The sequence below is a fragment of the Pseudomonas duriflava genome (genome assembly GCF_007830155.1).
GTDB classification, from domain to species: Bacteria; Pseudomonadota; Gammaproteobacteria; order Pseudomonadales; family Pseudomonadaceae; genus Chryseomonas; species Chryseomonas duriflava.
In genome coordinates, this window is record NZ_VLKY01000019.1 from 16,219 (window position 1) to 28,880 (window position 12,662).

At 57.4% G+C, this 12,662-nt stretch carries 11 protein-coding genes; 9 read left to right on the forward strand and 2 right to left on the reverse strand.

Features of this window, described 5'->3' with window-relative positions; genetic code table 11:
• The first annotated feature begins 277 nt into the window (after positions 1 to 277).
• From IQ22_RS19930 to IQ22_RS19965, 8 genes are all read left to right on the forward strand, one after another.
• Complete coding sequence (locus tag IQ22_RS19930; protein ID WP_158635463.1) at positions 278 to 1,165, forward strand: hypothetical protein; 888 nt, start codon at positions 278 to 280, stop codon at positions 1,163 to 1,165.
• An 18-nt stretch (positions 1,166 to 1,183) separates the two neighbouring features.
• A complete protein-coding gene (locus IQ22_RS19935; RefSeq protein ID WP_145145285.1) occupies positions 1,184 to 2,338 on the forward strand; it encodes a TonB C-terminal domain-containing protein in 1,155 nt (384 codons plus the stop codon).
• On the forward strand, positions 2,338 to 2,547 hold the full coding sequence (locus tag IQ22_RS19940; protein ID WP_145145286.1) for a hypothetical protein: 210 nt from the start codon (positions 2,338 to 2,340) through the stop codon (positions 2,545 to 2,547). Before IQ22_RS19935 ends, IQ22_RS19940 begins: the two co-directional genes overlap by 1 nt.
• A complete protein-coding gene (locus IQ22_RS19945) occupies positions 2,544 to 3,158 on the forward strand; it encodes a TonB C-terminal domain-containing protein (protein WP_145145289.1) in 615 nt (204 codons plus the stop codon). The genes IQ22_RS19940 and IQ22_RS19945 overlap by 4 nt, the downstream gene beginning before the upstream one ends.
• Positions 3,155 to 5,383 (forward strand): DNA topoisomerase 3, encoded by a 2,229-nt coding sequence (locus IQ22_RS19950; RefSeq protein WP_145145291.1) that lies wholly within the window; start codon positions 3,155 to 3,157, stop codon positions 5,381 to 5,383. The genes IQ22_RS19945 and IQ22_RS19950 overlap by 4 nt, the downstream gene beginning before the upstream one ends.
• Before the next feature lie 2 nt (positions 5,384 to 5,385).
• On the forward strand, positions 5,386 to 6,441 hold the full coding sequence (locus tag IQ22_RS19955) for a S49 family peptidase (protein ID WP_158635464.1): 1,056 nt from the start codon (positions 5,386 to 5,388) through the stop codon (positions 6,439 to 6,441).
• 64 nt (positions 6,442 to 6,505) lie between these two features.
• Positions 6,506 to 7,333, forward strand: coding sequence for a hypothetical protein (locus tag IQ22_RS19960; RefSeq protein ID WP_145145296.1), 828 nt, complete (start codon positions 6,506 to 6,508; stop codon positions 7,331 to 7,333).
• Entirely contained in the window at positions 7,330 to 8,328 is a 999-nt protein-coding gene (locus IQ22_RS19965) for an endonuclease (protein WP_145145297.1), read from the forward strand. Before IQ22_RS19960 ends, IQ22_RS19965 begins: the two co-directional genes overlap by 4 nt.
• Positions 8,329 to 8,562: 234 nt before the next feature.
• On the opposite strand, the gene IQ22_RS19970 is transcribed toward IQ22_RS19965, so the two are convergent.
• Together IQ22_RS19970 and IQ22_RS19975 are read right to left on the reverse strand one after the other, a co-directional pair.
• A complete protein-coding gene (locus IQ22_RS19970; protein ID WP_158635465.1) occupies positions 8,563 to 9,339 on the reverse strand; it encodes a hypothetical protein in 777 nt (258 codons plus the stop codon).
• Positions 9,340 to 9,762: 423 nt separating this feature from the next.
• The gene (locus tag IQ22_RS19975) at positions 9,763 to 10,998 is read right to left on the reverse strand and encodes an MFS transporter (protein WP_145145301.1); all 1,236 of its coding nucleotides are present in this window, start codon (positions 10,996 to 10,998) and stop codon (positions 9,763 to 9,765) included.
• Positions 10,999 to 11,205: 207 nt separating this feature from the next.
• Between IQ22_RS19975 and IQ22_RS19980 the strand changes: the two genes are divergently transcribed.
• The gene (locus tag IQ22_RS19980) at positions 11,206 to 12,654 is read left to right on the forward strand and encodes an aminotransferase-like domain-containing protein (protein WP_145145303.1); all 1,449 of its coding nucleotides are present in this window, start codon (positions 11,206 to 11,208) and stop codon (positions 12,652 to 12,654) included.
• Positions 12,655 to 12,662 lie beyond the last annotated feature (8 nt).

Consider the following 12,662-nt stretch of genomic DNA (forward strand, 5'->3'; position numbering starts at 1 on the left):
GTGGTTGATACCCGCGCGGGTACCAACCACGAGGAATAGCCACATATTTTTGTTCGTAGACTGTTCCCACCCCACCACGGAGCAGTTCACATGAAGGCTTACCTTGCTACTGACGGCTGTGTTCACCTTGTTTTGAAGACGCAGGCCGAGATCGATGCACTCTGGTCCATTGCCAGTCACATCGGCGGAACGACCCAGACCCTGCGGGCAGTGTTTTGTGACGGCACAACGGCCGAGCCGGGCCTTCAGGACGCCCTGCTGCCCTTTGCCTCAAGGCATGAAACCGATACCCCCAACCTCCAGCCGGGCGATCCCAGCGCGGTGCTGGAAAACCAGTACGGCCAGTATCTGGACGGCACCCTGTTCTTTCGCCCGCTCGCTCGGCGCAGGGGCAGCCATGTTTAGGATCATTCTTCCCCTTGCCCTGGCCACCGCTGCGTTGTCCGGCTGCATGGGCCTGCAGGGCAGGCCTCACCCGCTGCCTGAAATACCGGACGAGCCCTCGCTCGAATGGGTAGAGATGAACCTGCCCGAGTTCAAGCGCATCACTGAGCAATACCCGACCGAGGAAAACCGGGCCGCGCTTAACCGTCTGGAAATGTATGTGGCCTACTATAAGGAGCTTGAGCTGCGGGCCGGGCGGGTCAACCGCGCCCTGTCACTGGCATGGATCAACACGGGCCGCGCCGGTGCCGCCATGCGCCAGCCCGCCTACGTCCACGCGCTGGGCGGTGACTTCAACACCGAGACCCGTAATGGCGCTGCGCCTGATCCACGGCGCGGCATTGTCTACGACCCCACCCGCGCCCGGACGCCAGCCGTACCCATGGTGCCGGTGACGCATACCCAGACCTTTGCTGCACGTCCAGACCGGGCGCGTGGCTACTCCATTTACGAGACCTCCCGCTGGGTACGCTACTGCGACAACGGCAAGGGCATGGATGAAGCCGACTGGCAGTTTGTGACCGATGAAGGTCAGCAGCTGGGCATTCCTGACTACCTCACCGGACGATGCCGCGCGCCCGCCTATGACTACAACAGTTACCTCGCGGCATGGCGGGGCTTTTGTAGCCGATCAGACCTCTCGGCGCCGACCCGCGCCATCGTGAAAAGCAGTGTGCGGCCCAAGTCCATTGGCGGCTGCGCGGCCCTGAACATCCACTGATCCTGACGGAGCCGGACCATGACAACACCTACTGATGAAACAGTACTTCCCGAGATCAAGGCGGAGCGCGAACCTGAAAGGGAGAAGAAACAAAAGTCACCTAAAAGGATGACGCTTCTGGCCGTGGCCATCCTCTGCGGACTCGGAATCTCGTACATAGCCACCCACCAGGGCAAGCCGGAACATTCGATCCCACAGACGCCCGTCAGCAATGATGTGCCGATGGCGCAGGGCACCGATCCGGCATTAAAGAGAGAGGCGGCTCAGCTGGATACCGCAGCGCCTGAATCAGCCAGGGAGGCAGCCGATGTCGGGACCTCACATACCTCCTTCGCTATCGACCCGGACGCCGACTTTGAAGAGGATGAATTCGCAGGCGAAGCATCGCCTCTACCCATCCAGGCACCGGAACACCGGATCACCCGCGAGGGTGTAGAGACGGTTCCGCCTACAACGGAGCCTGTTGAAGAGGAGATGACCGCTGGCGCATCGCCTGAAACCACTCCAACCCCTGCCTCAGAGGATAAGACGCAGCCAGTTGCTAGTAGCGCTACGGCACCAGCCAACCCCCCCCAGAAAGGGCAGGATGAGGTATCACCACCCGAGGAAGACCTCGCCAGCTTTGGCTACAGCATCAAGCCCAGTCAGGTAGGTACACCTCCCGAAGCTGAGGATAGACACCAGAAGCGACTGGCAGCGCTGGCGCAGACCCCGGCCTACCAGAATATGGTAACCGCCGTGGGCATACGGGTAGGCCAGAACTGGCGCGCACCCGAGGACTACGAGAAGCATGGTGCACAGGTCCGGGTGAAAGTGGGACCGGACGGCGTCATGACCGGGTTTGAAGTGATCCGCTCTTCCCATAATGACGCCTACAACAAATCAGTTATCAGCGCGGCCGTCGAGGCGTCTCCCTTTATCGAGATCAACACACTGCCCGCAGCCGATCGGGATGCCGTCACCGAATTCACCCTGAACTTTGGTCGCAGGATTTCGGATGCCGAGCACAGCGCGGCTAACGGGTCGGCTTTGCCTGAAGATCTGCCCGAGCAGGCTCAGACTGAGGACGTCACAAGCGGTCCGCTGGCGGCGGCTCCCATGGCTGCCCGCACTGTTCAGGACCCGCTCAAGGCCATGTTTGAAACCAGCCATGCGATGACCGGAGGCCAGTGATGGACGCCGTGCAGGTGAATGAAGACTCCTACAGAGACCTTCTGGTCATGCTCTCCGAAGCCGCCAACGCGCAGAGCCCGCTGGATGCTGTATGCCTGATTACGTTCACGCTGCAGGACATCCAGAAAAACCACCGGCTTCCCCAGCTTGAGGACATGGTGCGCGACTGGAAGCTGCTCTATGCCCAGCATCAGGAGAAACGCTCATGATTCCTCAGCTGGTGGCGCTGGGCGTCATTGTCGCGCTGCTCTACTCAACCAATGTGCTGTTTTTCGACAAGGACGATATCCCCGAGGGGAACGCACCGGAGTCCAGCCAGCAAAGTCCCGGCGGACGAGACATTGCCCAGGCCTTCAACCTGGTCAATCAGGAACTGCTGGGCAAGCTCAAGGACGGTAATGGCACCCATGTTACGGATTTTACCGGCCCGGAAAAGGAAGAGGCCGAGCGCAAGGCACAGGAGCGCCGCCAGGCTGATATCGAGGAAGTACGCACCGTCGCCGCTGAAATTGCCGAGGAGATCGGGCTGAACTGGCGTATCAGTGAGGAGCTGTATGCCCAGAACTACGCCATCGTGGCCATTACCTTAAAGGACAGTGGCAAGGTCGCTGCGGTCGAAACGCTTTACTCCACCGAAAACCGTTTCTTTGATAACAGCCTGCGTCGTGCCATCCGCAAGGGCGAGCCCTATCGCCAGTTCAAGGACATGACCACCCGCCAGCGCGAGCAGCTTACCGAGATCGTGCTGCACTTTGGCGCAGGCAAGCCTCCCACCGACCGCCAACTGGCCTCGATCAGACGATCAAGGGGTGATTTATGAGTGTGGACGTGTATCTGGCCGAAAAGCCCAGGCAGGGCCGCGCGCTGGCTGCGGTACTTGGCTGTGACAGGACCGGCAAGGGCTGTATGCACAATGGCAAAGGCACCTTTGTTACCTGGTGCATTGGTCATCTCCTGCAGGCGCTAAAGCCCGATGATTATTCCGAAGCGTGGAAAGGCTGGACGCTGGATCACCTGCCCATGGTGCCCGGCGAGTGGAAGCACCAGCCCAACGACAAGACCCGCGATCAGCTCAGGATTGTTTCTGAACTCCTGAAAAAAGCCGGAAAGGTCTATATCTCCACCGACTTTGACCGCGAAGGAGAAGCCATTGCCCGCAACGTCATCCGTTACGCCGGTTATCAGGGGCCGCTGTACAGGGTGTGCATCAAGGCCCTGAACCCCAAGGGGCTGCGCAAGGCGCTGGACAGCATCGTGCCGGGCAAGGAGACCATCAACCTCTACCACTCTGCGGTGTGCCGTGAACGCTCCGACTGGCTGGTCGGCATGAACGGGACGCGCCTGTTTACCCTCATTGCCCGTGGGGCAGGTTTTCAGGAAACCCTGCATGTCGGCCGTGTGGTCTGCCCCATGATCAATCTGGTGGTCACCCGTCATCAGGCTATCGCCAACTTTGTTCCCAGGAGCTACTGGGACCTGTGGGCCGATGTCTCCGTACAGCGTGGCCAGTTCCGGGCCAAGTGGGTACCGCCGGAAGAATGCACGGACGAGGCCGGACGCTGCATCAACAAGACGCTGGCCGAGCAGACTGCCGCGCAGCTGACAGGAACTGGCGGTGTGATCGAGAAGGCCGAGACGACACCCTCTAAAGAGAGTGCGCCCCTACCCTTCCACCTGAACAGTCTTCAGCAGTACGGCAACGTGCGCTATGGCTATACCGCTGACGAAGTACTCGCCGCGGCCCAGTCGCTGTACGAGAACCATCAGGCCATCTCCTACCCCCGTACCGAATGCCGGTACCTGCCGGAAAACATGCACGCCGAAGCACCCGAGGTGATGCAGGCCCTTATCCTGAGTGATGCCTCTATCTCTGGGCTGGTGGCTGGCGCGGACCTCAAACGCAAGGGCCGATGCTTTAACGACAGGCAGCTCGAAGGCAAAAGCCATGAGGCAATCATTCCAACAGCCGAAAAGATCAATCTCTCTTCACTTACGGAGATTGAGCGCAATCTCTACGACGCCATCCGCCGCTTCTACATCGCCCAGTTCTATGAGCACCATGAATTCAACCGCACGGTGATCCATGTCCGGGCAGGTAAGCACGAGTTCATGGCCAAAGGACGCCAGCCTACGAAACAGGGCTGGAAGATCCTGTTTCCGGACACTGAAGCCTTTAGCGAAGCTGATAATAATGAAGAGGATGAGAGCGAGGAGCAGAGCAGCGCGCTTCCCCCAGTCAACCAGGGTGAACCGGCCATCATCAGCGGGCCGGAAGTCTCAGGTAAACATACTCGGCATCCGCCCTACTTTACCGAGGCTACCCTGCTCTCGGCCATGGAGCACATCAGCCGCTACGTCACCGAAGAACAGTTCCGGCGCATCCTCAAGGAAACCTCGGGACTCGGTACACCCGCTACTCGCGCCAGCATCATCAAGACCGCCGTGGATCGTGGCTACCTGATCCGCAAGAAGCGCCAGCTGCATGCCAGCGACAAGGCCGTGGCCCTCATGAAAGCCCTGCCCCCCGCACTCAAGTCACCCGGCCTTACCGCCGCGTGGGAGCAGGAGCTGGAGCGCGTCGCACGCGGTGAAGTCAGTCAGGACGAGTTCATGCGCAAGATCACTGACTGGGTGTCGCGCATTGTTCATGGTTTTAAAGCCAGCCTTACGGCCACTGAGGGACAAGGTAGTACTCAAGCTGCTGCCCTGAAACAAACCTTTAGCGAGGCGCGCGGCACAGTTCACAAATGCTTCGCCTGCGGTGCTGAGCTGCGCCGGGTCAAGGGCAAGCAAGGCTTCTTCTGGGGCTGCGCCAACCGCGACACCTGCAACAAGACCTTTCCCGATCAGAAGGGCCTGCCGCAAAAGCCCATCAGCGAGGAGGACCGTCCCCTGTGTGGGGACTGCGGTCGCCCGATGACCCTTCGCCTAGGCAAGAAAAAGGAGGCCAAACGCGCCAGCCGGTTCTGGGGCTGTTCGGGCTATCCCGAGTGTCGTGCCATTGCGCCCTATACCAAACCCAAGAGAGATCCACTGGAGGCATGACGATGAGTTGGTTTAAACGCAATCGAAGTAGCGATGTACCGCCCTATTCCCCGGATGACTCCATCGAGGTCCTGCAGGAGCGCCAGCGCCTCATGCAGATCCACACCTTTGACAAGTGGGTCTCGGGCACCGTCAAGCAGAGCCGTGCCCGGCACCGCTGGACCCTAATCTTCAAGGGCATGCTGCTCCTGATCGTCCTGCTCAGCGCCTTTAACACCTGGTACTTCCTGCGCCTGTTTGATGAGTCCTCGGAAGTGGCCGATGGCGCCAGCCATGTAGGTGTCGTGGACGTAATGGGGCCGATTGATGCCCAGCAGCCTGCCAACGCCGACCGCATCAACAGTGGTCTGCGCCAGGCCATGGAAAACCCCAACACCGTGGCGGTGGCCATCCGCATCAACAGCCCCGGTGGCAGTCCGGTCCAGTCCAAGCGGGTCTATGACGAGATCCGCTACGAAAGCCAGCGGCATCCGGAAAAACCCATCTTTGCCGTGATCGAGGACATTGGTGCAAGCGGCGCCTACTACATTGCCTCGGCCACCAAGGAGATCTATGCCTCGCCTACGGCCATTGTGGGGTCGATTGGCGTGATCAGTACCGGCTTTGGCTTTGACAAGACCATCAAGCTCCTTGATGTCGAGCGCCGCGTGTATACCGCCGGCACCAGCAAGTCGATGCTGGACCCCTTCTCCCCGGCCAGGGATGAGCAGGTCCAGTACTGGAAGACCGTGCTGGGCGCGACTCACCAGCGGTTTATTGCAGACGTAAAGCAGGGCCGTGAAGATCGTCTCAAGCCTACCGAGGGCATGTTTGAGGGACTGGTCTGGGAAGCCGGTACCGCCAAGAACATTGGCATCATTGATGACCAACTGACCCTTGAGCAGCTTGTGCGCAGATTGGTGCCGGACGATGACGGCAAGCTCAAGATGAAAAACTACACCCCGCGCCTGAGTCCGTTTGCCGACTTCAAGAAGGGCATCTCGCTGAGCTTTCAGGAGGCGCTGGGTATACACACCGAGCAAGGCTACAGCTCGCCCGTCAGGTTGATGATTCCTTAACCCTCCGCCATGTGGCCCTGCATGAGCCCGCTTGTGCAGGTGCCTGTTTAGCAGGAAAACCGTCATGACACAGTTACTTGCTCTCTTGGGTGTGACCGCCGCTGTGCTGGCCCTGACCGGCCTTGCCAAGCATTTCCTGATCGCCAATCCCAAACTACCGACGTGGCCCGCCTATGCCTTTACCGGCATGGTGGGCTCCCCTGTTCGGGAGACTGCACGCGCCATTGTCTGTTTGTGCATGGGCTTCAAGCTCACCCGCATTGCCCTGTACAAGCGCAATGATGCAGACGGCACGCTGGGCTATGTGGACTACACCTTTTTTCCCGGCCCGCTCAGTTACATAGGGCGTGCGCTGGAAGGCCTCGCACCCTGCGCCGTGGGTGCGCTGCTCCTGTGTCTGCTGACCGGTATTGCCTATGACGTCCCTACTCCCCCGCAGGACGTCATGGGAATCCTCTACTGGATTCCCGAGGCCCTGACTGAAATCCTCTGGAGCCTGTGGACCGAGGCCGACAGCGATCCCTTGAGCCTGCTCATCATTACCGGTTTGTTTCTCGTTGCCCTGCATGCAGTACCCACCCTGACGGATCTGCACAGGCTGAGCTATGGCCTGATTACCTTTACCCCTATTGTGCTGTTTATTGGCGCTCTGCTCTGGTTTATCCGCTCGGCCCACTTTCCCTATATCGAAGGGTTATTCATTCAGGTCGAGCGCTGGTTGATCCCAGGCACCTATGACGCCGTTCAGTGGATAGCGGTGAGCATTCTCATGCTGTGTGTAGCGGCTGTACTGTCCGCGATGCTGTTTGTAGTCATCCCGACGCTTGCTGTCTCTGTCTGGCACAAGCTGACCCGCAAGCCCGTCGCCAACCCGGAGGCTGTAGAACCATGAGAGCGCCACTGGTCATGCTCGCGCTCATAGTCTCAGGCGTAGCATGGGCTGCCCCGGAAACCTACTACGACGCCAAGCACTTTCTGCGTAACGACATCTACGGTGATCAGAATGCTGGCGAGAAGGCCTCGGGCGACCTCTACTGCGGCTGCCAGTGGGAATGGGTAGGCCGTAGCGGCGGCGTGATGGATCATGAATCCTGCGGCTACCAGACCCGCGCCCTGCCCGACCGCGCCATTCGCCTTGAGTGGGAGCACATCCAGAGCGTCTGGTCCTTTGGCCACCAGCTCCAGTGCTCGCGCGAGGGCGGCTCGGGAGCCTGCCGGGCTGATCCCCTGTTCAACCGAATTGATGCGGACCTGCACAACCTGGCGCCCGCTATTGGAGAAGCCAATGCCGATCGCGGCAGCTATCTGTACGGTGAGCTTCCGGGCAAGGCCAGTCGTTATGGCCGCTGCGATCTCAGGATCGACCCAGCCTCGCGCACGGTTGAGCCACGTGATGCGGTGAAGGGCCTCATTGCCCGCACGCACTTCTACATGAGTGATCGCTACGGCATTACTCTTTCCCGGCTCCAACAAAAGCTCTTCATGGATTGGGACAAGCGCTTTCCAATCACCGAGTGGGAAAAGGAGCGAGACAACCGTATTGCAAAAGTTATGGGACACCACAACCCCTTTGTAACCGGACAGGCCAGCTGGACGCTGGATCACAAGCCAGGCCTTGCCGGCATCATCCGGCGCGACAAGACGGTCAAGGAACTCTTCCCGGACCTGCAGGCCTCTGCCTCAGATGATGCGGAAAAAGAGGAAATCGAACCGTTTGACCCGACCCGTACCGATGGGATGGTCTATGCCTCACGTCGAACCGGTACCTACTTTGTACCAATGCTCTGCCCTTCCTACCACTCGATCCCGGCGCGTATCCGGGTGGCCTATCGTACTGAGCGAGAAGCACAGGCAGATGGATTCAGGCGGGATGTGGAGTGTCGTTGATACCATTTAAACAATGTGGCTACACGATGCAGTTTGGATACGGCTATAATTGTTTTACAAGCCTGCTACTTATTACATATAGAAATAGGCGTAAAAATTCTTGAACAAAATTCTCTGATAGAGGAGTGAGTTCCCATTCCATGTTACTCACAACCTCAAGTACAACCATCCCAGTGGATGGTTGTATACACATGCGGGAACGGTTGGTAAATGCCAACAGCCTGACAATGCAGGCTATTGAATGATGCTGGCACTATTACCTATTCCTGTCTGACTAAGCGTAGCATTGCTACCATTAGAATTAAGCAATTGCTCAACATAGGCTTTATTAAAGGAGCCTGATTGATTCACAATAGCGTGACTCGATCCCTCATACGAGGCCTGTACCAGGCCAACGTCATTAAAGTCTCCATTTTGAGCAATCCGAATCGACCCGTTGTATTGGCCTGTCTGCGTAATATCTACCGTATTACTGTTGCCGTTGGTAGCTCCTTCGATTGTTTCAGTAATAGTAGTCTGACGTACTTGAATGATATTAGAGTCGCCTTCAACACTATAGTCTATGCTACCCAGGACAGTGTTTTGCTCAATCGTTACACTATTGTCATTACCAACAGTACTACTTCGTATGCTAGAGGCGTAGCCTGACGAATCCTGCGCAATAAAAAGCTCATTGTTCGACCCAGTCTGGGACGCGTTTATAATGTGCTCAGCACTGCCTTGTCCTATCTCCGCCCTATTATTGTCTCCGCTCTGGCTAAAATCGATTTGATTCATAGACCCTTTTTGAATAATTGCCGCATAGTTACTATCACCCTGTGACTGTTGAAGACTTAACCTGTGATACTCCTCCTGTTGATAGACACTGGCGTAACTACTGGTCGCGGTTTGTTCAACGACAGCACTATGGTAGTCACCTTCCTGAGTAATCTCGCTAGTATTCATTTCAGCCAGGGCTGGTAGGCTAGCGGATAGGAGAGTCGCAACGGCAAGTGGTTTTATACTGAACATATCAAACTCCATCTTTTCTTTGAGAATCAGCCAATGGGCAATTGATGGGCAGACGAGCTCCAGTGAGCAATTTGGGTGGTCTAGTCAAGGCTTCCATGAGAAATCTGATTTTCAAACAAGATTTAATACGCCGCTATCACTCTAAAGACTGTATTTGAAACAATAAGGAATTAACCCCGCCAGTGCTGCTGACCCAAGCCCGCCGCTCCTCAAGGTACTCAGGGGAAGCGCACCGAAGTTACAGCGGCCGAGCTGGTGGTGCTGATCAGCTCAGTACTCAATGAGTACAAGAGGAGCGAGTCGTAGGCACTGCCTACAGGCTAGGGTCTAAATAATGGGAAAGCGCAGATTTCCTGATTAGGTATCTGCGTTTATTCCATAGGCTGCTTCTTGACTGCTCCCCACTCTGAAGGACGGGGATTCTCACAGATGGACGCTCATGCCCGAGCGAGTAAAAGACCAGAAGAGAAGCGCGGCCATGCTGACCGAGGCGCCCAGCAAGCAGACGCCCGCCCACCCGGCCCAGCCATAGACGGTGGTAGAGCTGACTGCACCCAGTGCGCTGCCCAGGGAATAAAAGACCATATAGCCACCAATCAGGCGGCTCGAGGCGTCTGGTCGCGCCGCGAGGATCATGCTCTGGTTTGTGACATGTACAGCCTGAACGGCAAAGTCCAGCACAATGATGCCCAGCACCAGCCACAGGATTGATGCTTCAAGGTAGGCCATCGGTATCCATGACAGCAGGAGCAGTACCAGCGCCACCCCGGTTGTCTGCTGTCCCCTCCCCTGATCCGCCCGCCTACCGGCTTGCGACGCGGCCAGCGCGCCTGCAATTCCAGCCAGGCCGAAAAGTCCTATCTGGGTATGTGAGTATCCAATGTCGGGCACGCTCAACGGCAGGACAAGCGACGTCCATAGAATGCTGAACGAGGCAAAGACAAGCATGGCCAACACGGCCCTGGCCCGCAGGACAGGCTCAGTGAGAAAGAGCTCTACAACAGAGCCCAGTAACGCCCAGTAGCTCACCCCCGCTTGTGTCAGGGAGTGGCGAGGCATCCTTAGGCCAAGGAGCATAACCATAAGCAGCATGAGCGCGGCGGACAAGGCATAAACCGCACGCCATCCCGCCAAGTCCGAGACGACTCCGGACACGAGGCGTGCCAGAAGAATACCCAGGACAATGCCGCTGGTAATCCGGCCTACGACTCGCCCTTGCTCAGCTGGTGCCGCGAGCGAGGCGCCAAAGGCAACAACCACCTGAACGACCACCGCCATCAACCCAACCAGCGCCAGCGCTGCCAGCAGTAGCGCAAATCGCTCGACCAGACTGGCAAAGGTCAAGAAGGCCACCGATAGCAGCATTTGCCCCAGTATAAGCTTGCGTTGATCGATCAGATCACCCAAGGGGACAAGAAAAATGAGCCCCAGTGCGTAACCTATTTGCGTCACAGTAACGACCACGCCAATGCGAGCCGGAGCCACGCCAAGACTGTGCGCCATTGAGTCTAAAAGGGGCTGGGCCACGTAGACATTGGCGACGGCAAGGCCTGCGGTCATGGCAAGGAGAAGAACAAGCGCACCTGTCAACCGCGGCTGGTTGTGACCTATACAACACTCATGGCCAGTGCAGGATGATGTTTCTGTTGGAGTATTCATGGACAGCTCTGTAGCTCCTGACTAAGCGCGACCGGCAAACCGCCCAGGCCGCATGGCTTGTTACAGCATCAGACAAAAGCCACCTGTACGGCAGACCTACATATGAATCATTATCTCCATACAGATAAACGAGTCCCTATTCTGAATGGTCAGAAAAACCCTTGTCTGTATGGTTTCTTTCGGATTCTATGATCGTATAGTTGAAAGATGACGCTTTATCTTAATCTTGCCACACTGCTCGGGCAGCGCATCGAAACAGGGCTCTATCTACCTGGGCAGCGCCTGCCTTCGGTCAGGACATTAAGTCTTGAACATGGAGTCAGCCTGTCAACCGTTCAACAGGCCTATCGCGTACTTGAGGATCTTGGTCTTGCGGTCCCAAGGCCCAAGTCAGGCTACTTTGTCTCCCCTACCAGGCGGCAGATGCTCCTGCCGGCATCCAGCCGCCCGGCGCAGCGACCCGTTGAGGTGTGCCAGTGGGACCAGGTGCTTGAGCTTATGCGAACCTCTTCCCGCCCGGATACCTTGCAGCTGGGCAGCGGTACACCAGATATCGCAGCCGTGACATTAAAACCGCTTTTTTCCGCACTGAATCAGATCTCGCGTCGTCACGATCTGGCAATGCTGCGCTACGACAATATCCAGGGCTTGCTGGAGCTGCGCCAGCAGGTCGCACGGCTGGCGCTGGACTCAGGGTGCCGGCTATTGCCAGAGGACATTGTTATCACCACCGGTTGCCATGAGGCGCTGTCAGCAGCTGTGCGGGCGCTTTGCAAACCGGGCGAGATCATGGCTGTAGAGTCGCCAGGCTTTCATGGGATCATGCAAACCCTCAAGGGTGCGAACGTGCAGGCGATAGAGATTCCTACCGACCCCGTTACCGGGATAAGCCTTGAGGCGTTGGAGTTAGCGCTTGAGCAGTGGCCTGTCAGAGCTATTCTTGTCACACCCAGTTGCAACAACCCCATAGGGTTTACAATGCCAGATGAGCGCAAGCAAAGGCTCCTGCGGCTGGCTCAGCGCTTCGATACGCCTATAATCGAGGATGATATCTATGGCGATCTGGCCTATGGGTATCCCAGGCCGTCTTCAATCAAGTCCATGGATAAAGAGGGTCGAGTACTGCTCTGCAGTTCCTTTTCCAAGACCCTGGCACCAGGTCTGAGAGTTGGCTGGATTGCGCCAGGACGATACCTTGAGCAAGTCCTGCATATGAAGTATATCGGCACGGGGGCTACTGCCACCCATACCCAGATGGCGGTTGCTGAGTTTATCGCCAAAGGTTTTTACCAACCCCATTTACGGCGTGTCCGCGGGCAGTACCAGCGCAACCGTGATCGTGTCATCCGATGGATATCACAGTACTTCCCCGAAGACACTCGAGTCAGTCAGCCCCAGGGGGGCTTCATGTTATGGGTAGAACTATCTGAGTCGGTTGATACACTTCGTCTGAATCGACTCTTGACGGAGTCAAGTATTCAAATTGCGGTTGGAAGTATTTTTTCGGCGGTCGGGAAGTACCGCAACTGCCTGCGGATCAACTACGCCTGCGTTGAGAGCGCTGCCATGGAAGAAGCCATCAGGTGCATAGCTCAATCCTTGAATTCTGCCCAGACCGTCCATAATTGTCATCCCACCTCGCAATCGTCAGGGTAAGACCGCTC

Excerpts from the sequence above, each read along its gene's own strand:
- IQ22_RS19950 (WP_145145291.1), top strand. The coding sequence starts at position 3,155 with ATGAGTGTGGACGTGTATCTGGCCGAAAAGCCCAGGCAGGGCCGCGCG.
- IQ22_RS19970 (WP_158635465.1), bottom strand. The coding sequence starts at position 9,339 with ATGTTCAGTATAAAACCACTTGCCGTTGCGACTCTCCTATCCGCTAGC.
- IQ22_RS19955 (WP_158635464.1), top strand. The coding sequence starts at position 5,386 with ATGAGTTGGTTTAAACGCAATCGAAGTAGCGATGTACCGCCCTATTCC.
- IQ22_RS19980 (WP_145145303.1), top strand. The coding sequence starts at position 11,206 with ATGACGCTTTATCTTAATCTTGCCACACTGCTCGGGCAGCGCATCGAA.
- IQ22_RS19930 (WP_158635463.1), top strand. The coding sequence starts at position 278 with ATGAAACCGATACCCCCAACCTCCAGCCGGGCGATCCCAGCGCGGTGC.
- IQ22_RS19975 (WP_145145301.1), bottom strand. The coding sequence starts at position 10,998 with ATGAATACTCCAACAGAAACATCATCCTGCACTGGCCATGAGTGTTGT.
- IQ22_RS19940 (WP_145145286.1), top strand. The coding sequence starts at position 2,338 with ATGGACGCCGTGCAGGTGAATGAAGACTCCTACAGAGACCTTCTGGTC.
- IQ22_RS19945 (WP_145145289.1), top strand. The coding sequence starts at position 2,544 with ATGATTCCTCAGCTGGTGGCGCTGGGCGTCATTGTCGCGCTGCTCTAC.
- IQ22_RS19960 (WP_145145296.1), top strand. The coding sequence starts at position 6,506 with ATGACACAGTTACTTGCTCTCTTGGGTGTGACCGCCGCTGTGCTGGCC.
- IQ22_RS19965 (WP_145145297.1), top strand. The coding sequence starts at position 7,330 with ATGAGAGCGCCACTGGTCATGCTCGCGCTCATAGTCTCAGGCGTAGCA.
- IQ22_RS19935 (WP_145145285.1), top strand. The coding sequence starts at position 1,184 with ATGACAACACCTACTGATGAAACAGTACTTCCCGAGATCAAGGCGGAG.